This window comes from uncultured Rossellomorea sp. (assembly GCF_947488365.1).
Lineage (GTDB): Bacteria > Bacillota > Bacilli > Bacillales > Bacillaceae_B > Rossellomorea.
Window position 1 is genome coordinate 1,262,680 of sequence record NZ_CANKZT010000001.1, and the last position, 19,063, is coordinate 1,281,742.

At 43.2% G+C, this 19,063-nt stretch carries 18 protein-coding genes and 1 other annotated feature; of the genes, 6 read left to right on the forward strand and 12 right to left on the reverse strand.

Going from position 1 to position 19,063, the window contains the following annotated elements:
* Positions 1 to 98: 98 nt before the first annotated feature.
* A complete protein-coding gene (locus tag Q1B03_RS06535) occupies positions 99 to 818 on the reverse strand; it encodes a pseudouridine synthase (protein WP_299739408.1) in 720 nt (239 codons plus the stop codon).
* 126 nt (positions 819 to 944) lie between these two features.
* Here Q1B03_RS06535 and Q1B03_RS06540 point away from each other — a divergent pair, with 126 nt between their 5' ends.
* On the forward strand, positions 945 to 1,199 hold the full coding sequence (locus Q1B03_RS06540; RefSeq protein WP_299739410.1) for a hypothetical protein: 255 nt from the start codon (positions 945 to 947) through the stop codon (positions 1,197 to 1,199).
* Positions 1,200 to 1,367: 168 nt separating this feature from the next.
* Here the strand turns inward: Q1B03_RS06540 and Q1B03_RS06545 are convergent, their stop codons facing one another.
* Positions 1,368 to 2,987 carry a polysaccharide biosynthesis protein gene (locus Q1B03_RS06545; RefSeq protein ID WP_299739412.1) on the reverse strand — a complete coding sequence of 540 codons (1,620 nt, stop codon included), beginning with the start codon at positions 2,985 to 2,987 and terminating at the stop codon, positions 1,368 to 1,370.
* 201 nt (positions 2,988 to 3,188) lie between these two features.
* Here Q1B03_RS06545 and Q1B03_RS06550 point away from each other — a divergent pair, with 201 nt between their 5' ends.
* Positions 3,189 to 4,451 carry an NAD(P)/FAD-dependent oxidoreductase gene (locus Q1B03_RS06550; protein ID WP_299739684.1) on the forward strand — a complete coding sequence of 421 codons (1,263 nt, stop codon included), beginning with the start codon at positions 3,189 to 3,191 and terminating at the stop codon, positions 4,449 to 4,451.
* Positions 4,452 to 4,498: 47 nt separating this feature from the next.
* On the opposite strand, the gene Q1B03_RS06555 is transcribed toward Q1B03_RS06550, so the two are convergent.
* The gene (locus tag Q1B03_RS06555) at positions 4,499 to 4,681 is read right to left on the reverse strand and encodes a sporulation protein Cse60 (protein ID WP_044340313.1); all 183 of its coding nucleotides are present in this window, start codon (positions 4,679 to 4,681) and stop codon (positions 4,499 to 4,501) included.
* A 512-nt stretch (positions 4,682 to 5,193) separates the two neighbouring features.
* Between Q1B03_RS06555 and dacB the strand changes: the two genes are divergently transcribed.
* The gene (dacB, locus tag Q1B03_RS06560) at positions 5,194 to 6,702 is read left to right on the forward strand and encodes a D-alanyl-D-alanine carboxypeptidase/D-alanyl-D-alanine-endopeptidase (RefSeq protein WP_299739417.1); all 1,509 of its coding nucleotides are present in this window, start codon (positions 5,194 to 5,196) and stop codon (positions 6,700 to 6,702) included.
* A 95-nt stretch (positions 6,703 to 6,797) separates the two neighbouring features.
* On the opposite strand, the gene Q1B03_RS06565 is transcribed toward dacB, so the two are convergent.
* The 6 genes from Q1B03_RS06565 to Q1B03_RS06590 all read right to left on the reverse strand — a co-directional run bounded on the left by Q1B03_RS06565 (position 6,798) and on the right by Q1B03_RS06590 (position 14,392).
* Entirely contained in the window at positions 6,798 to 7,109 is a 312-nt protein-coding gene (locus Q1B03_RS06565; protein ID WP_299739419.1) for a rhodanese-like domain-containing protein, read from the reverse strand.
* 290 nt (positions 7,110 to 7,399) lie between these two features.
* Positions 7,400 to 9,814, reverse strand: a complete 2,415-nt coding sequence (gene leuS, locus Q1B03_RS06570) for a leucine--tRNA ligase (protein ID WP_299739421.1) — start codon at positions 9,812 to 9,814, stop codon at positions 7,400 to 7,402.
* Between the two features lie 92 nt (positions 9,815 to 9,906).
* Positions 9,907 to 10,128: a binding site (T-box leader), on the reverse strand.
* Positions 10,129 to 10,250: 122 nt separating this feature from the next.
* Positions 10,251 to 10,544 (reverse strand): hypothetical protein, encoded by a 294-nt coding sequence (locus Q1B03_RS06575; RefSeq protein WP_299739423.1) that lies wholly within the window; start codon positions 10,542 to 10,544, stop codon positions 10,251 to 10,253.
* Between the two features lie 76 nt (positions 10,545 to 10,620).
* The gene (locus Q1B03_RS06580) at positions 10,621 to 11,397 is read right to left on the reverse strand and encodes a 3-hydroxybutyrate dehydrogenase (RefSeq protein ID WP_299739425.1); all 777 of its coding nucleotides are present in this window, start codon (positions 11,395 to 11,397) and stop codon (positions 10,621 to 10,623) included.
* 15 nt (positions 11,398 to 11,412) lie between these two features.
* Complete coding sequence (locus tag Q1B03_RS06585) at positions 11,413 to 12,735, reverse strand: GntP family permease (protein WP_299739427.1); 1,323 nt, start codon at positions 12,733 to 12,735, stop codon at positions 11,413 to 11,415.
* 295 nt (positions 12,736 to 13,030) lie between these two features.
* Positions 13,031 to 14,392 (reverse strand): sigma-54-dependent Fis family transcriptional regulator, encoded by a 1,362-nt coding sequence (locus tag Q1B03_RS06590; protein WP_299739429.1) that lies wholly within the window; start codon positions 14,390 to 14,392, stop codon positions 13,031 to 13,033.
* Positions 14,393 to 14,565: 173 nt separating this feature from the next.
* On the opposite strand from Q1B03_RS06590, the gene Q1B03_RS06595 reads away from it, so the two are divergent.
* Positions 14,566 to 15,075 carry a cupin domain-containing protein gene (locus tag Q1B03_RS06595; protein WP_299739431.1) on the forward strand — a complete coding sequence of 170 codons (510 nt, stop codon included), beginning with the start codon at positions 14,566 to 14,568 and terminating at the stop codon, positions 15,073 to 15,075.
* A 344-nt stretch (positions 15,076 to 15,419) separates the two neighbouring features.
* Here Q1B03_RS06595 and Q1B03_RS06600 read toward each other — a convergent pair whose 3' ends face one another.
* From Q1B03_RS06600 to Q1B03_RS06610, 3 genes are all read right to left on the reverse strand, one after another.
* Positions 15,420 to 16,607, reverse strand: coding sequence for an MFS transporter (locus Q1B03_RS06600; protein WP_299739433.1), 1,188 nt, complete (start codon positions 16,605 to 16,607; stop codon positions 15,420 to 15,422).
* A 156-nt stretch (positions 16,608 to 16,763) separates the two neighbouring features.
* On the reverse strand, positions 16,764 to 16,928 hold the full coding sequence (locus tag Q1B03_RS06605; protein ID WP_299739435.1) for a glycogen biosynthesis protein GlgD: 165 nt from the start codon (positions 16,926 to 16,928) through the stop codon (positions 16,764 to 16,766).
* Positions 16,925 to 17,218, reverse strand: a complete 294-nt coding sequence (locus Q1B03_RS06610) for a YtzC family protein (RefSeq protein WP_299739437.1) — start codon at positions 17,216 to 17,218, stop codon at positions 16,925 to 16,927. The genes Q1B03_RS06605 and Q1B03_RS06610 overlap by 4 nt, the downstream gene beginning before the upstream one ends.
* 201 nt (positions 17,219 to 17,419) lie before the next feature.
* Between Q1B03_RS06610 and Q1B03_RS06615 the strand changes: the two genes are divergently transcribed.
* A complete protein-coding gene (locus Q1B03_RS06615) occupies positions 17,420 to 18,385 on the forward strand; it encodes a TIGR01212 family radical SAM protein (RefSeq protein WP_299739439.1) in 966 nt (321 codons plus the stop codon).
* Positions 18,382 to 18,954, forward strand: a complete 573-nt coding sequence (locus Q1B03_RS06620) for a class I SAM-dependent methyltransferase (protein ID WP_299739441.1) — start codon at positions 18,382 to 18,384, stop codon at positions 18,952 to 18,954. Before Q1B03_RS06615 ends, Q1B03_RS06620 begins: the two co-directional genes overlap by 4 nt.
* Positions 18,955 to 19,063: the final 109 nt, after the last annotated feature.

The window sequence follows — 19,063 nt, forward strand, 5'->3', positions numbered from 1 at the left end:
CCAGAGGCGACAAGCATAAGACGAGAATAGCGGACTAAAATGACTTTTTAAACAAAGAAACGGGGCAGCACCTTTACCGAATGGTGCTGCCCCGTTTTTTATTCCGGCTTATATTCCTTAAGAAGGGTTACTTCCTCTTCTGTCAGCTCACGGTACTCCCCAAGCTCCAGGTCTTGATCAAGCTCGAGTGGTCCCATCGTTAAACGCTTCAGATAGATCACGCGCTTGCCGACACTTTCAAACATCCTCTTCACCTGATGGAATTTCCCTTCTGTAATCGTCAATTCAATATCTGAAGTTAAACCCGATTTTAAGATCGTTAAATCCCCCGGCTTCGTTTTATAGCCATCATCCAATGTGACTCCACTTTTAAAGGCTTCCACGTCCTTTTCTGTCACTTCCCCGTCAATCACGGCAAAATACGTTTTCGGTACATGACGCTTCGGAGAAAGGAGCTGGTGAGATAATTGACCGTCATTCGTAATGAGAAGGAATCCTTCTGTATCCTTATCGAGTCTTCCAACAGGAAATGGATTGAATATCTGATCTTCCAATTGAAGTAAATCAATGACGGTTTCATCCTGTCCATCTTCAGTTGCTGAGATGACTCCAGGTGGCTTATTCATGAGAAGGTAGATGTATTCACGATACTCAACCTGTTCTCCATACAACATCACCGTATCCTTCTCCGTATTGATATGTACCTTTCCATCCTTAATGACCTCTCCATTGACCTGAAGTCCGCCATCCTTTAATAATTTCTTTACTTCTTTCCGGCTGCCGTAACCCATATTGGCAAGCATTTTATCTATTCTCAAATTAATCACGCTCCGTTTTTGTTGAGTTCGTCTTCAATGTTGATTTTATTAATGATTTGACCAGTCCATGGGCACCTACCCATTCATGTTTCTATTCTTAACATAGGCTACTAAAGGTAAGCAAATATGAAAAAAATAATTGAGGTGAAGCATATGTATCCATATCGACAACAGGGTTCAGGCGGATTATTAATTCCTATTCCACTCCCTGGAGGTGGCGGTCAAGGATATCCAGGTTTTCCTGGTCAAGGTTATGGTGGCGGCGTCAACGCCCGGTTAGACCGACTGGAGAGACAATATGAGCGTCTGGACCGTAGAGTCGACCGCTTAGAAAGAAAAGTAGAGCGACTTGAAAGACAGCTTGGATATTACAATAATTAGCGTTCGCATTTCACATTATTGATTAACGGTGCATAAATCATGAAAACGACGCGTAAATCTCGAAAAAGACTCTTTAAAAACGAGGGCAAATCAACCCTCCCTCTCCATTTCTAACCTGCTAAGCTCAATAAAAAAAGGGATGATCGGCATGTATCATCCCTTTTCCCTTTACCCTATGCGAAGTTTGCTGCGAATTCTCGCCACTTTATCTCCGAATAATCGATCTGCCAATTTACTTCTTAAGCTTAAGTAGAAGTATACGAGTGCTCCCACTCCGCCACAGACAGCAACGAGAATAATCGATTGGAATCCGGATTCCGGATTAAGGAATTGGACCAGTACACCGTATAGCACCAATACCACCACTGCCATTATGGCATTCAGTGCTCCAATGAACATTGTTCTTCTCAAAATCAGTCGGAATTGATATCTTGCATATTTCTTGATGATATATAAATTGATTAAAATCGCTACCGCATACCCTATCACAGTGGCAATGACTGCACCTTGAGTTTCAAATAAGCGAATCAATGGTATGTTCAGGACAAGCTTGAGAAGCAAGCCGACCAGCAAGCTGAAAATCGTAAATTTCTGCTCATCGATTCCTTGAAGAATGGCTGCCGTAACAGCAAATAAAGCAAAGAGAATCGCAACAGGTGCATAGGATCTCAAAATAGAAGTTCCTAACGCATCGCTATGATAGAACATCGTATACGTCGGTTCAGCTAAAAGTGCAATTCCCAAAGCAGCAGGCACTGTTAAAAACAATAGAATTTGAAAGGTTTGGTCAATATTTCTACGCATCGTTTTCCGGTCGCCGCTTGTATAAGAGGTCGTAATTAACGGGATCAGCGTCATAGAAAAGGCGGTTGCCAATGACACCGGGATGATAACCAGCTTATGAGTATAGAAGTTTAATACGGCGAAGGCATGGTCGGAGATTTTTGCGTTCCCTATATCCGCCATCGCTGTATTAAATGTAATCTGATCAACCAGTTGAAACAATGGATTGGCGAGCCCCACAAAAATAAACGGAATCGAATAGGCGATGATTTCTTTGTACATCGATCGTAATGAAATCTCTTCTTGACCGCGATCTTCCTCTAATAGCTCATCTAAATGAGGCTTTCGTTTAAACCAATACCAAATCAATGCCCCGAGACTTGCCAGCCCCCCGACAAATGCAGCAAATGTGGCTACGGCGATGGCGGTCGTCACTGATCCATTCAGAATGTTCAATACAACATATATCCCGCCGAGTAAGAACACGATACGGACAATCTGTTCTATCACCTGGGAAACCGCCGTCGGGCCCATGGATTGGTGCCCCTGGAAGAATCCCCGAATCAAGCTCATAAACGGAATGATGATCAGTGCAAAGCTTACTGCGCGTATGACCGTTGTCACCTGTGCAACGGAAATAACCTGCTCATCACTTTTAATCGTCATTTCAGCAAAAACCGGTGCAAATGCATACATAATGAGGAATGATACAATCCCCGTCAGCGTCATCAACACCAGGCCTGATTTAAATAACCTTCGCCCTACGGCATATTCCCCTATGGCATTATATTTTGAAACGAATTTTGATACGGCCAGCGGCACGCCTGCAGTCGCTACAGTCAGAAAGATGGTATACGGTACATACCCATATTGATAAAGGGATGCCCCCTCTTCATGACCTTTTAACAAATCATCAAACGGTATAACATAAAAAAGACCTAAAAACTTCGAAATAAAGGTCCCTAACGTTAAGATAAACGTTCCTCTTATTAATTTAGATGACATAGTATCCCTCTCTATATATCTTGTTGCTCGTTAAACAAACAAAATAAAATACATCTTGAAATTTACACACTATCAGTAGTTTACTACTGTACGAATCGAATGACAATTTTTTTCGAATGTTGTATTTAAAACCCATCCCATTTAAAATAAGGAGAAACTCTTTTGAGCGACGAACAAGCAAAACTAAAAGTTGGTGGAAAAATGGTAAAGAAATACGATGTCATAGTGATAGGTGGAGGACCGTCCGGTTTAATGGCCAGTATCGCTGCCGGTGAGAACGGAGCGAAAGTCCTTCTTGTTGATAAAGGAACGAAACTTGGAAGAAAGCTCGCGATTTCAGGTGGTGGTCGCTGCAACGTGACCAATCGACTTCCGATAGAAGAAATCATTAAGCATATTCCTGGAAATGGACGTTTTTTATACAGTGCATTTTCTGAGTTCAATAATGAAGATATCATCTCTTTCTTCGAAAAACTCGGGATTAAATTAAAAGAGGAAGATCACGGCAGGATGTTCCCGGTATCAAACAGGGCCCTGGACGTTGTGGAAGCCTTATTGACCCGCATGAAGGAATTAAAGGTGGATACCCGAACCAGCACAAGTGTGGAGGAAGTCTTATACGAAAACGGGGAAACGGTCGGCATCCTCTTGAAAGACGGGGAAACGCTTGCCGCAAATGCTGTCGTCATAGCGGTTGGAGGTAAGTCCGTCCCTCATACAGGATCAACTGGTGATGGGTATCCGTGGGCAACAAAAGCCGGGCATACGATTACCGACTTGTTCCCGACGGAGGTTCCCCTAACGTCGGATGAACCGTTTATTAAGAAGAAAGAGCTGCAAGGACTTTCATTGCGAAGTGTTGATTTGAGCGTATTGAATCCTAAGGGAAAGAAAATCATCACGCATAAAATGGATATGATTTTTACCCATTTAGGAATTTCCGGACCGGCTGTTCTTCGTTGCAGTCAATATGTGGTAAAGGCCATGAAAAAATGGAACCTGACCCATGTTTCTATGCAAATCGATTCCATGCCTGATCAAAATGAAGAGCAGCTCTTTCAATCCCTTCATAAGCAGGTAAAGGAAGAAGGAAAAAAAGCCGCAAAAAATATATTCAAAGGACTGGTCCCTGAGAGATATCTGTTATTCTTACTGGATCGCGCAGAGATTGATCACGACGAAAAAGGAGACCACATCTCCTCAGAAAAAATCCGTCATTTTACAAAGCTTCTAAAACAATTCACCTTCAATGTGAACGGAACATTATCCATTGATAAAGCCTTTGTAACGGGCGGAGGGGTTTCCATCAAAGAAATCGAACCGAAAACGATGGCTTCGAAAAAGATGAACGGCCTCTTCTTCTGCGGTGAAGTACTCGACATCCACGGATATACAGGCGGCTATAATATTACTTCTGCCCTTGTTACTGGACGGCTTGCCGGATTGAATGCAGCGAAGGTATGATGGTAAAAAAAGAAGGTTGATTCTCATATTCTGAGCAATCAACCTTTTTATTTTCTATATACAACCATGGCCGAAAAACAATAGATCTGGTCCTCTACTTCCTCCGACATCGCCGCTACGTGATATTTAATATCAACGATCTTTTTATCATCCATTTTACTGAGGAATTGGTTCATATCTTTCTCTAAATCTTTTTCATGCTCGTAGTCGAAGACCTTAACCTGGATCACGGAATCCCCTCCCGGATTGTTTTTGGTATTAGTATTGTCAGAATAGTTGGTATTCAAACTATTGAAGGGTTATTTCTTTTGGATTTAGTGGGGGGTTACGAATTGTGGGGGTTTTTTTGATTTCGCTGTTATATTGTCGATTTCGCTGATATATCTCGGATTTCGCTGATAAAATGAAAATTCCGCTGATATATCTTGTATTTCGCTGATAAAATACCCTACTTTCACCATTAATCGGGTTCAGGGATTCTAAAGATTGCTTAATCTCAACTGAAACACTTAATAGTGACTTGATTAGTATCAAATTTCTACCCTATTAACAAAAAAAGCCCCAAACTTCCTTCATTGTGACTTAGAAGAGTCCAACTATGAGAAAGGTTACATATTCTATCCCTTTTTAGCAGCGTATAATATGACAATATATTCATTTTTTGTATAAATACTGCAAATATATTATAATTTTCTCAATTTTCATTTAATATTAGTGCATTAGCCATTTAGGAGGGATTTAAATGAACCAGTTACAATTAACCAGGAACCGTTTACTAGCAATTTTATTTCTTTTCACCCTCATCTTGACCCCCTTTCACTCAACTGAGACTCCTACAAAAGTAAACGCATCAATTGATAATGCAGATCTAGAGCAGCAAATTCACGATATACTAGCAGATGAACGCTTAAATGGAGCTATTGGTTCGGTCAGTGTGCGTGATGCTGAAAGTGGTGAAATTATTCTTGATCGCTTAGGAGATATACGTTTGAAAACTGCCTCTAATATGAAGCTTCTTACTGCAGCTGCTGCTCTTCATACCCTTGGGCCTGATTACACATTTAAAACAGAAGTACTAACCGATGGAAAGATTGTGGGCAATGTCTTAAAAGGAAACCTATACCTAAAAGGAAAAGGTGACCCTACGCTTTTAAAAGAGGATTTTGACAAGATGGCGGCATTCTTAAAGTCCAATCATATCGAAACAATCCAGGGGAATATTATTGCAGACGACAGTTGGTATAACTCGGTCAGGCTTTCTGAAGATATGATCTGGAATGATGAATCGTATTATTACGGTGCTCAAATCTCAGCGCTAACAGCTTCACCTGATTCGGATTATGATGCTGGTACCGTCATCGTTGAAACTTCCCCTACACAAGCAGGGCAGCCAGCAGACATTAAACTTTCTCCTGAGACAAACTATCCGACCATCATCAACAAAACGAAAACCATCGAAAGCGGAACACGATCGATCAGCGTTTCTCGAGAACATGGGTCCAACAATATTGTGGTAGAAGGTTCTATACCGGTAAATAGTTCAACTGCCCGATCTTGGGTGACGCTTTGGGAACCTACTGGTTATGCACTGGATTTGTTCAAGAAATCACTTGTACAAGCAGGAGTCCATGTCAAACAACATCAGGGTGAATACGGAAAAACTCCAGCAGATGCTGAAGTACTGTTTACAAGAGAGTCCATGCCACTTTCTGAATTAATGGTTCCCTTCATGAAGCTAAGTAACAATACAATCGCTGAAACGTTGGTGAAAGAAATGGGACGGGTAGTTCATCATGATGGTAGTTGGGAAAAAGGACTTGAAGTGCTTGAAGACTACATTTCAATGCGTGGATTAAATACAGATACCATGCGAATTCGAGATGGCTCTGGTATATCCCATGTAACGAATATTCCGGCAAATGAGTTGTCACTGTTACTTTACACTGTTCAAAAAGAGGACTGGTACCCAGTTTATCTAAACTCTCTTCCAATTGCAGGTGCAAGCAATCGCCTGGAGGGAGGCACCTTGAGAAACCGTATGAAGGGAACCCTTGCTGAAGGCAATGTAAAAGCCAAAACAGGAACAATTACAGGAGCTACCTCACTTTCCGGCTTTGTGACTACTAAAGATGGAAAGGATCTTGTATTTTCCATTATATTAAATAACTTTATGGCTAGTAATCTAAGAGATATTGAAGATAAAATTGCTGTTGCATTGTCTGAATATGATACGAGTAAAAAACATGATTAAAATAGGTTAACTATTAAACAACCTAATATAATAAGCATTTGTTCAAAAAAGCACGTTCCCTTAAAAACAGGGAACGTGCTTCACATAAAAAACCATTATTTCTCTGCTGTCTCCCCAGCCCAGTTCATCATGCCGCCTTCCATGTTCACCACTTTATAGCCTTGTTCCTGCATGTAGTGAGCGACATTTCCACTGCGGTTCCCTGAACGGCAGATAAAGATGTACTCTTTGTCTTTATCAAATTGATCAAGTGACTCAGGAATTTCACCCATTTTGATATGCTTCGCTCCAGGAATCATTCCCTCTGCCACTTCTTCATCTTCACGAACATCCACGAGAAGCAGATCTTCACCATTTTTCAACTTCTTTTCTAACTCATCAGTTGTAATCGTTTTAATCGTTTCCATTGTCATCTTCCTTTCTTCATTCATTCACCATGATTATACCAAAGCCCGTCTCCCAAACAAAAATATCAGATCGAAACATGGGGACTAAAAAGAGGACTAAAAAGAGGGACGGACCTCAACGGAATACTGATATACAGCGATTTGCGCTTAAAACCCGGCCCATATAGTAGTCCGTCCTTCTAAATAGAAAGGAGGGACGGACCTTGGTGAAATACAGAATCCCCGATTGATAGCATTTCCTAACAATCAGATTCAGTTCAAGGTCCGTCCCTCATAAATATTCATAAATATTAGTTGGCTACGATGTTCACTAGTTTGCCAGGTACGGCAATGACTTTGCGGATGGTTTTGCCTTCGATTTGGCTTTTGATTTCATCGTTTTCCATGGCTGTTTTTTCAAGATCCTCTTTGTTCATATCGCGGGGGATCATGACTTTTGCTTTCACTTTTCCGTTCACTTGAAGGACGATTTCGACTTCGTTGTCCACTAGCTTCGACTCATCGAATGTCGGCCATGCTTCGTAGGAAATCGTTCCTTCGTGACCAAGCTTGCTCCAAAGTTCTTCTGTCATATGCGGAGCGATCGGAGAAAGAAGCTTGATGAATCCTTCTACGTAATCCTTCGGAAGAGTGTCCGCCTTGTAGGCATCATTGATGAATACCATCAGCTGGGAAATCCCTGTGTTGAAACGAAGACCCTCATAGTCTTCTGTCACTTTCTTAACGGTTTGGTTATACGTTTTATCAAGGTCACTGTTTGGTGCATCCGTCACTTTAGAGGATAGTGAGCCATCCTCCTCGACAAGCAGGCGCCATACACGGTCCAGGAAGCGGCGGGCTCCGTCAAGGCCGTTTGTGCTCCAGGCAATGGATGCTTCCAGTGGTCCCATGAACATTTCATATAGACGAAGGGTATCGGCACCGTGAGATTCCACCACCTCATCCGGATTCACGACATTCCCTTTTGATTTACTCATTTTTTCATTGTTTTCCCCGAGGATCATTCCTTGGTTGAATAGCTTCTGGAATGGCTCTTTCGTTGGTACTACACCGATATCATAAAGGAACTTATGCCAGAAACGTGCATACAGCAAGTGAAGGACCGCATGCTCGGCTCCTCCGATATAGGTATCGACCGGAAGCCACTCCTGCATTTTCTTCGCATCGGCAAGGGCTTCTTCGTTATGTGGATCGATATAACGAATGTAGTACCAGCAGCTGCCTGCCCATTGTGGCATCGTGTTTGTTTCACGACGGCCTTTTTTGCCTGTTTCAGGATCCTCGACGTTCACCCATTCACTGATGTTCGCAAGTGGAGATTCACCTGTTCCGGACGGTTTGATTTCCGTCGTCTTCGGTAGGACAAGAGGAAGCTCACTCTCCGGAACCGTCGTTGTCGTACCGTCTTCCCAATGGATGACAGGAATCGGCTCGCCCCAATAACGCTGACGGCTGAACAACCAGTCCCGAAGGCGGTATGTCACTTTCTTCGTTCCGATATTTTTCTCTTCTAACCAAGAAATCGCTTTGGTAATCGCTTCTTCCTTCCCAAGTCCATCAAGGAAACCGGAATTCACATGATCACCGTCACCTGTATACGCTTCTTTCTCAATGTTTCCTCCAGCGACGACTTCCACGATTGGAAGATCGAACTCTTTCGCAAACTCATAATCCCGTTCGTCATGGGCAGGAACCGCCATAATCGCACCGGAACCGTAGCTCATGAGAACATAATCAGCGATCCAGATCGGCATTTTCTCGCCGTTCGCCGGATTGATGGCATAAGCCCCGGTGAAGACACCTGTTTTTTCTTTTGCCAAATCTGTACGTTCCAGATCGCTTTTCGACTTGATTTTGTCGATGTACTCATTTACTTTCGAGCGTTGAGCGTCCGTTGTGATTTCTGCAACGAACGGATGCTCAGGTGCCAGAACCGCATATGTCGCACCGAAGATCGTATCCGGACGCGTCGTGAAGACATCGAATGATTTGTCATGACCATCGATGGTAAAGTTCACTTCTGCTCCTTCTGAGCGACCGATCCAGTTACGCTGCATGTCTTTGATGCTTTCCGGCCAATCAACCTCTTCAAGGTCTTCCACAAGGCGATCGGCATAAGCCGTGATCTTCAGCATCCACTGTTTCATCGGACGGCGTTCTACTGGATGACCACCGCGTTCACTTTTCCCGTCGATGACCTCTTCATTGGCAAGCACGGTTCCAAGTGCAGGACACCAGTTGACGGCAACCTCATCCACATAGGCCAAGCCTTTTTCATAAAGCTTCGTGAAGATCCATTGCGTCCACTTGTAGTAGCCGGGATCTGTCGTATTGACTTCACGGTCCCAGTCATATGAGAAACCAAGTGACTTGATTTGCCGACGGAACGTATCGATATTTTTTTGAGTGAATTCTGCCGGGTCATTGCCTGTATCAAGGGCATATTGCTCAGCCGGTAAACCGAATGCATCCCATCCCATCGGATGAAGGACGTTATACCCTTGCATGCGCTTCATGCGGGAAAGGATGTCTGTCGCCGTAAACCCTTCCGGATGTCCTACGTGAAGACCGGCGCCTGATGGATACGGGAACATATCCAGCGCGTAGAAACTGGATTTTCCTTCGTCTTCAGTCGCCTTGAACGTTTTGTTTTCTTCCCAATACTGCTGCCATTTCGTCTCAACACTTCTATGATTAAAACTCATATTGAGATCCTCCTTTAATTGTCATTCGAAAGGTCGTAAGGGTACTTCCCTTCTTTTTGAAAAAAATAAAAAAACCCTCATCCCAAATAAATATTTGGGACGAGAGTTTGTATTAACATTCTCCCGCGGTACCACCCACATTAGTGTACGCGCACTCAGCTTCATTCATCCTTAACGCGGAAAACGGCAAGTCTTACTATGGTTCACACTTGCAACTCAGCAGGCGAGTTCATGATGCTTCTGGTTGACTTTCACCACCCGTCAACTCTCTACGACAGAAGACCGTCATTACTACTCCTGATCAACGTTTCGATATTGGTAAACAATATATGTATTCACTATTTTAGTGAAAAATATACAGAAGCGCAAGCCTATTGTTGAATAATGGATGAGATTATTGCCATTTTATTAAATAATATGGGATTACAGGTGACGCTCACGAGTAAATTTGGTCCTCTTTGATGAAAATCAGGCCGTTTCCGAGAAGAATCAAGTAGCTTCTGAAAGATCCGACCGATTTGATGAAGAATCCAGCCGCTATCAAGAAAAATCCAGCCGTTTTGTCGAAGAATCCAGCCGCTATCAAGAAAAATCCAGCCGTTTTGACGAAGAATCCAGCCGAAACCGAAGATAATCCAGCCGTTTTGACGAAGAATCCAGCCGAAATCGAAGATAATCCGGCCGTTTTCATCAAAAATCCAGCCGATTTACGTTTTTTTCCAATTCTCACTCACCAGAATCGCCGTCACATCAACCTCACCCAATAGAGAAACGACCTCCTAAAAGGTCGTTTCTCTTTCACCAAGCTATTGAATCGTATACCCTCCGTCCAAGACGACTGCCTGCCCGGTAATTCCCTTCGCTGCATCACTGCATAGGAACATGGTATAGTCTGCAATTTCTTTGACATCGAGTAATCTTCTCTGCGGTACGAGAGGATAGATGACTTCTTCTATCACTCTTTCAAAGGGGATATTGCGCGTTTTGGCAAGGTCCCCCAGCTGATTGCGAACCAGCGGAGTGTCCACGTATCCGGGACAAACCGCATTGACGGTGATTCCATGTTGTGCCGCTTCCAAAGCCGCTACCTTCGTCAGGCCGATGACTCCGTGTTTGGCAGAATTATAGGCTGCTTTTCCGGAAAAACCGACTAATCCATTAATGGACGCCATGTTGATGATCCGTCCCTCCCCCTGCTCCTTCATGTGAGGCAGGGCATGCTTGATCGCGATAAATGGTGCGGTCAGCATGACTTTTATGAGAAGTTCGAATTTTTCAGTCGGGAACTCTTCAATATGGGATACATGTTGAAGGCCTGCATTATTGATTAATACATCCAGCTTGCCGTAGTGATCCACGGTTTTAGCGATTGCCCCTTTTAATTCGGATTCCGATGTCACGTCACAGCGTAATCCGAGTACTTCATATCCTTCTCTCTTAAGGGTATCTGAGGCTTTTTGAACGGCATCTTCCTGCAGATCCGTCAGTACGACCTTTGCTCCATTAGCAGCGAATTCTTTTCCGATTTCGAAACCGATCCCTTGCGCTGCCCCTGTTATGAAAACAACTTTATTTTCAACCATGATGATACTCCTTTCTTAGATCCCTACGCCAAATGAGAATAAAAGAATCGCTAAAGCTAAACCGATCAGTGGGACAATGACCGTAACTGCACCAACCGCCCCATACGCTTCTCCATGTGATTCATTACAGATCGAGCGGATCGTCGTTACGACATATCCATTGTGCGGCAATGAATCCAGTGCTCCTGAAGATATCGCCACTACCCGGTGAAGGGCTTCAGGATTCACACCCATATCAACATAGTGAGGTGCGAGGATCGGCAATGCGATCGCTTGACCACCGGAAGCCGAACCAGTCATCCCTGCTATTACACTGACGGCGATTGCTCCACCGATCAATGGAGATCCAGGAATATTCGTCATGACCTCTACCGCGGTACTGAAGGCCGGAACAGCTTTGGCCACTCCTCCGAATCCAACAACGGCCGCTGTGTTACCGATGGCGATCAATGCTCCAACCGTACCCTCGGAAACAGCACCCCAGAAGCCTTTGAAATATTTGCGATTTAACACGTAAGCAGAAATCACACCACCTAACAGGGCAATGATAAGTGCTGATTGTTTTAAAGAATCGTGGAAAGTGAAAGCCAGAATAAGGACGACTAATAATGGAACCAACCCCATGAACGGGTTAGGCAGGGGTCTTCCTTCATCAATGACCGGATCTTCTTCACGTGAATGGAACTTCTCTCCTTTATTGACTGCTTTGGTGATCATACGCTTTAACCACCAGTAGCCAAAGACAGCCATAAACACGGCAACGATCAAGCTGACCTCCCAGCCTGCATATGGTGTCGTACCAAGATATTCAATCGGAATCCAGTTTTGGATCTCCGGTGAACCTGCAGATGTCATCGTGAACGTGACCGATCCAAATGCTAATGCCGCAGGAATGAAACGGCGTGGCAGGTCAGCTTGTTTAAATAAACTAACTGCCATAGGATAAACGGAGAATGCTACAACGAAGAGACTGACTCCTCCATATGTTAAAACGGCACAGGCTGCAACAATGGCGAGTACTGCGTATTTCATTCCCATTTTCTCTACAACAAAACGGGAAACACTATCCGCTGCACCGCTATCTTCCATTACTTTTCCGAAAACAGCACCCAATAAGAACATTAGATACCAAGCGGCGACAAAGCTTGTGAATCCAGACATATAATTGGTTACCAGATTGGCTTCCCCTTCAGCCGCCAATTGTGGAAAGAGCGGCATTCCGCTTAACACCGCGACGAACAATGCCGATATGGGACCAACAATCAATATGTTCATGCCCCTCATCGTTAAAAAGATTAATAAAATAAGTCCTCCAATAAGACCGATCATGCTTAACATGATATTTCCCCCTTTGTTCTCTAGAGATGATCACCACAAAATGAAATCGTTTACATTTTTATTCAGACTTCTGCTCTCCCTTCCATAAAATACTTTCAAACATAATCCATGCAATAATTGTGCCAACTTTCAGATTACTGGTAACTCATTCATTTTCATACTTACATTTTTTATAAATTCCGAAATTCTGGACAATTTCAATATTCAAGACACGAAATGTACATATTTACATTAAAATCAAAAGAGTCCGGAAATATGGACTTCTTTCCACATTTCCGGACTATCTTTACCATTATCATAGAAGCTGATATTTATTTAATTTCTCATACATGCTTGATTTGCTTATCCCTAAAGACTCTGCAACCTTTCGTTTATCATGCTGATGGGTTTGCAGGCTTTGTGTCAACACGGATTTCTCCGTTTCTTCGAGGATTTCTCTTAATGTTTTGGATCCTACATCATATAAATTTCCTGCCTTCATATATGAAGGTAGTGACTGAAGAGAAATCTTGCTTCCATTAGATAAATAGGTGGATGCATTAATGACATTCTCTAACTCACGGAGATTCCCCGGCCAGCTATAGGAAAGAAATATCTGCATCACATCGCTTTCGAAGCCTTGAACCCGTTTCCCCGACGATTTTGTGGATTTTTCCAAAAAAAAGGCTGCCAGGGTTTCGATATCTTCCTTCCGTTCACGGAGAGGAGGAATTTGAAAAGGCACGACGTTAATACGATAATATAGATCACTTCGAAATCGCTTTTCTTCCATCATTATTTCAAGGGGACGGTTCGTGGCGGCAACAATACGGACATCTACATGTTGAACACGGTTTGAACCGACTGCCTCGACTTCCCCTTCCTGTAAAACCCTGAGAAGCTTCGCCTGCATGTTGAGAGGCATGTCCCCTATTTCATCCAGAAACAGAGTTCCCTTATGAGCCAGCTGAAACTTTCCTTTCTTACCACCTTTTTTCGCACCTGTAAAAGCACCCTCTTCGTAACCGAATAGCTCTGATTCCAGAAGCTGCTCTGGAATCGCTGCACAGTTCACTTTAATAAAGGGTTGTCCGCTTCTTTCACTAAGCTGGTGAATACTGTGAGCGAACAGTTCCTTACCCGTTCCACTTTCCCCCCTGATGAGGACGGAGATATCACTGGGAGCGATCATTTGAGCTTTGTCTTTCAGCTCATTCATACCAGGTGATTCACCAATGATGTCATTCAGCGTGTATTTCACACCGCTATTGATATCTTGAATATAGCTTTGAATTTTAGACATCATGTTCTTCACGTGAGAACTCATTTGCATCCATTCACTCGTGTCCCGGAAGATCACCGATCCAAATGCTCCTATCACTTTACCATCAACCCGGATCGGAATACGATTGGCGATCATATAGTTTCCTTTTATATATTGAAGGTCTGCCACTTCCTCTTTACCGCCGTCCGCAACAATATGCATACGTGTGTTTTCGATGACGTTAGTTACATGTGAACCAATCGCTTTATCCCGCTCGACTTCGAGAAAGCGACAGTAATTATCATTTATGTAGATGATCGTACCTTCGTTATCAACGACGACCAACCATTCGAAAGCGTTCTCAAGAATGATTTCGATCATTTCGACGGATACCTTTTTTAACAAGCTGCTCATTTCCTTGCCTCCCTTTATTTTGCAAGTGAACATATATATTTATAGTAGCACATACACTCACCGGCGTTTCGAAAATGAAGCCGTTTTCCAATCATTTCAATAACCAGTAAAGAATCGGTTTAAGGTATACGGAATTAGGGAATCTTCTTAACAACGAATGGAGGAATGAGAGGATGAAAATCGCAGAACTGAAAATATTTTATTTCGAAGACGATGGAATCATCCCTAATAACCCGGACCTGCCAGTACTCATTTACCGCAATGCACTTGATTATTCTCATAACGCCGAAGAACTCTTCAACAGAAATCAGTGGCTCAATAGTTGGACAAATGGCATTTATGATTACCACCATTATCATAGTAATGCACATGAAGTATTAGGGGTCATGGAAGGTGAGGCAACAGTTCAGTTAGGCGGTGAAATGGGCGAAGAAGTGAAGGTCCATAAAGGTGATGTGATCATCCTTCCAGCCGGGACCGGACATAAGAAATTATCGGCAAGTCACGACTTCAAAGTCGCAGGTGCCTATCCGAACGGTGATGATTATAATTTGAAAAAAGGTTCATTACGTGAACGGCCCAGTGTATTAATCGAAATTAAGAACGTTCCGCGACCCACAATGGACCCTGTGTTTGGAGAAACAGGTCCACTCACAAAATATTGGGTCAAGAAAATGGATTAAGTTAGCATTCTGCATCCTATCGTACCGTTTTCATTCGATTTTTTCCCATTCCTATTTTTCTATAGTAATGCTTCTTAGAAACGACTATAAACACTTTTGAAACATCCAATAATCTAAGTGGTTAGATTATTTTTGTAAAATAGTCTTGTTTTCTTATTAGTCCTATGCTATTCTATTATAGCGATGAGCTGAATTGTGTAAGTCGGGGATCACGTCCTTGTGACAACAAACGATGTGGCGTTTGCTGATCTCTCGCCTCAATTTTTTGCAAGTGGGCTTCCGTAGGAAACGGGAGCCCTTTTTATATGAAGAAAACCCCCAATGATTCCTCATTGGGGGTTTCTTTATTGTTGAACCGATACGGACACAGCGCTTTTCTTTTTCAATGGTCGGTCATATTGACTCGTAATGACTAGTGAGACCATGAAGAAAGCGATCAACGTCATAAACAGCACCTGCATGCTGAATAGGTCCACTAATACTCCTCCGATAAACGGCCCGATCATTCTTCCTCCTGTTGCTGTACTATTCACGATTCCCTGATAGAAACCTTCTCTCCCTTTTGGAGCAAGTGAGTTGGCTATCGTAGGGACGGCGGGCCATATGAGCATTTCACCAATCGTCAGAATGATCATCGCAATCGCAAACCATTGAAATTGATCCGCAATCGAAGCCACTGCGAAGGAAACCATGAATATAATCGTCCCGATCATAATTTGAAGCTTTAAATTATGTTCAAAACGCTTGATGGCTTTCGACAAAAGCGGTTGTGCAAGCACAATCAGTGCTCCATTGATTGTCCACAGTAAGCTATATTGTTTCAAACTGATATTGATTTCCTGAGTGTACGTCGCAATGGTGGATTGCCATTGTACATAGCCCATCCAGCATAATAAATAGGCGACACAAATGAAGAGCAGTGCCTTCAGTTTCGATTTATCCCTAATCACCTTAGACTCATTCAATACAGATGTTTGATGAGCGCTCACGGATATGCTTCGATAACCAAATAAGGCAATGAAGAAAAAGACGATATACATACTAAGATTCGCTAAGAATATATAGTTAAAGGAAAATGAGGCGACAAATCCACCTAATGCAGCTCCAACCGCAACTCCGATATTTTGCGCCACATAGACTGAATTGAATGCTTTTCTTCCACCTTCAGGCCATACCGAACCTGCCATGGCATACATGGAAGGAAAGACGATTCCCGAACCAAAACCAACAATGGTCAAGAAGACCACATAGTGCGGCCAGCCATGCCAAATATTCATTCCAACCAGAGCAGTCAAAGTAATGGAAATCCCTACTAATATCGAGCGATAACCGCCGAACTTATCAAAAAGTGTTCCCCCGATCAGATTTCCAATGACGCTCGCTCCCGCGTTCATCATCAGCACAATTCCCGCTACAGATAGTGATTTCCCTAAATTCTCATGTAGATAAATGGTATTAAGAGGCCATAAAAAAGAGGCACCTGTCACATTCACCATCATTCCAATGACAAGCAACCATAATGATTTGGGCATGATTCTGCCCCCTTTCCATCATTTTATTTCGAGTCCCAAAAGGATTTTACTCTTTTTTGTGAAAGGGGGCAAGAATTATTTCTTAAAATAGATGTCCTTTTTTTAACACAATATATAAACTAGGTGCCTCCATTAAGAGCACCTAGCTTAGGACAATCATTTTCCGTTATGATGATCGGATTTGACAGGCTGTCCCTGTTTTTCGTAGCGCTTTTTCGCAGCTTTGACAGGATTGTTTTCAGCCCCGAATTCTGTATCTAAATTACGAAAATCACTGCGGGTCTTTTGTTCAGGATTTTTTTTGTCAGAACGTGTTGTCAATGTAATTTACCTCCTACTACATTTGGATCGTGATCTAACAAAATCATCTCATTTTGCATGTTTTGAAGCTGAAGTCTCATGCGATGCAATTGTTCACGCTGTTGAGAGTTCGCGCTGTTGGCTAAATGAGCTACATCATTCACTGCTGCTTCAAGCTGCTGCATGGCTTGAGTATATTCCACATCGTGATAATGCTCCTGCTGTGATCCTGATTTATATTGTTCTTGAGCGTAACGAATGGCATCTTCACACTTTTGAATGCATTCATCTACCGAATTTCTTGTTGCCATTTCGACTACCTCCTTGACGTTTGGAATAAAGAAGAGGAAGGTCCCATCCTTACTCTCCTCCATCTTAGTTTGAACCTGATTGGCCGTTTCAGAAGTGGTAATCTTCGCCTATTTCTTTATGCAGGATACATTTGACCCCGTGTTCATGTTAAAATCTTTTTGAGCGTCATACATACTGTTACACACATTGAAACGTAGGAGGTGTTTGTCATCGGGACAAACCCATTTCCATATGCCACAGATTCCAAACGATATCATACGTGGAACTATCATTTACGAAACCATTTTGGACACAAGGTCTTTAAGGTTGCCCTGGACGGCGGTTTCGATTGCCCGAACCGGGATGGCACGGTCGCCCGTGGAGGCTGCACGTTTTGCAGTGCTGCAGGCTCTGGTGATTTTGCCGGAAGCAGAGTCGACTCTTTAGATAAACAATTCAAGGATATTAAGGAAAGAATGCACAAGAAGTGGAAAAATGGAAAGTACATGGCGTATTTCCAAGCATTCACGAACACTCACGCACCTGTTGATGTGCTGAGAGAGAAGTATGAATCAGTTCTCGAACAAGAGGGCGTTGTGGGTATTTCCATCGCTACCCGTCCGGACTGTCTTCCTGACGATGTGGTTGAATATTTAGCAGAATTAAACGATAGAACCTATTTATGGGTAGAACTGGGACTGCAAACCGTTCATGAAAAAACGGCCGGCTTGATCAATCGGGCTCACGATTTTCAGTGCTATGTAGAAGGCGTCAATAAATTAAGAAAGCACGGTATACGGGTCTGTTCCCATATTATTAACGGACTGCCTCAAGAAGATGAAGAAATGATGATGGAAACGGCACGTGAAGTGGCAAAACTTGACGTCCAGGGAATCAAAATTCACCTCCTGCACTTACTGAAAGGAACACCCATGGTCAAGCAATATGAAAAAGGACTGCTCGACTTCATGGATTTCGACAAATACGTGAAATTGGTTTGCGATCAGCTGGAAGTCCTTCCACCGGAGATGATCGTTCACCGCATTACGGGGGACGGACCTATCGACCTTATGATCGGACCAATGTGGAGCGTGAATAAATGGAGTGTACTGAACGCGATTGATGATGAACTTAAACGCCGGGACAGCTGGCAGGGAAAATTTTTCAAAGTGGATGTGAAAGCATGAAATTAGATCGAATCTTACCTTTTGCGAGAGAGCTTCTGGAACGGGCTGTCAAACCAGGAGACATTACTATAGACGCAACACTCGGGAATGGACATGACACCTTATTCCTGGCTCGGTTAGTCGGAGATAACGGCCGGGTATACGGCTTTGATATACAAGAGGAAGCTATAGAAAACACGAAAGAACAGCTCATCACCCATGACCTTTCTCACCGGGTGACACTCTTTCACCAAGGGCACGAGACAGTGATGAACGTCATTCCTCCTGTCCATCACGGGAAAGTGACAGGCGCAATCTTCAACCTGGGGTACTTACCCGGCGGCGACAAGGAAATTGTCACCCGTCCGAAAACAACGATACTCGCCTTGAATCAAATCCTGGAAATGATGGCTCCTGAAGGGATCCTCGTCCTTGTCATTTATCACGGGCACCCGGAAGGAGCGGTAGAAAGGGACTATATCCTTCGCTACGTGGAAAAATTGGACCAAAACTACGTCCATGTCCTTCGCTATCAATTCATGAATCAACTAAACAATCCTCCATTTATTGTGGCATTGGAGAAGAGATAAACAGAAAAGCGGAAGGGCTTTCCCTAGAGGCGACAAGCATAAGGCTAACTTGCCGAAAAGGCTGATTTGTGCCTTTTTGGTGAGTTAGCCTTATGACCTCGAGCCTCTA

Excerpts from the sequence above, each read along its gene's own strand:
- Q1B03_RS06600 (WP_299739433.1), bottom strand. The coding sequence starts at position 16,607 with ATGCCCAAATCATTATGGTTGCTTGTCATTGGAATGATGGTGAATGTG.
- Q1B03_RS06620 (WP_299739441.1), top strand. The coding sequence starts at position 18,382 with ATGAAATTAGATCGAATCTTACCTTTTGCGAGAGAGCTTCTGGAACGG.
- Q1B03_RS06595 (WP_299739431.1), top strand. The coding sequence starts at position 14,566 with ATGAAAATCGCAGAACTGAAAATATTTTATTTCGAAGACGATGGAATC.
- Q1B03_RS06550 (WP_299739684.1), top strand. The coding sequence starts at position 3,189 with ATGGTAAAGAAATACGATGTCATAGTGATAGGTGGAGGACCGTCCGGT.
- Q1B03_RS06545 (WP_299739412.1), bottom strand. The coding sequence starts at position 2,987 with ATGTCATCTAAATTAATAAGAGGAACGTTTATCTTAACGTTAGGGACC.
- dacB (WP_299739417.1), top strand. The coding sequence starts at position 5,194 with ATGAACCAGTTACAATTAACCAGGAACCGTTTACTAGCAATTTTATTT.
- Q1B03_RS06540 (WP_299739410.1), top strand. The coding sequence starts at position 945 with ATGAAAAAAATAATTGAGGTGAAGCATATGTATCCATATCGACAACAG.
- Q1B03_RS06610 (WP_299739437.1), bottom strand. The coding sequence starts at position 17,218 with ATGGCAACAAGAAATTCGGTAGATGAATGCATTCAAAAGTGTGAAGAT.
- Q1B03_RS06585 (WP_299739427.1), bottom strand. The coding sequence starts at position 12,735 with ATGTTAAGCATGATCGGTCTTATTGGAGGACTTATTTTATTAATCTTT.
- leuS (WP_299739421.1), bottom strand. The coding sequence starts at position 9,814 with ATGAGTTTTAATCATAGAAGTGTTGAGACGAAATGGCAGCAGTATTGG.
- Q1B03_RS06580 (WP_299739425.1), bottom strand. The coding sequence starts at position 11,397 with ATGGTTGAAAATAAAGTTGTTTTCATAACAGGGGCAGCGCAAGGGATC.
- Q1B03_RS06590 (WP_299739429.1), bottom strand. The coding sequence starts at position 14,392 with ATGAGCAGCTTGTTAAAAAAGGTATCCGTCGAAATGATCGAAATCATT.
- Q1B03_RS06565 (WP_299739419.1), bottom strand. The coding sequence starts at position 7,109 with ATGGAAACGATTAAAACGATTACAACTGATGAGTTAGAAAAGAAGTTG.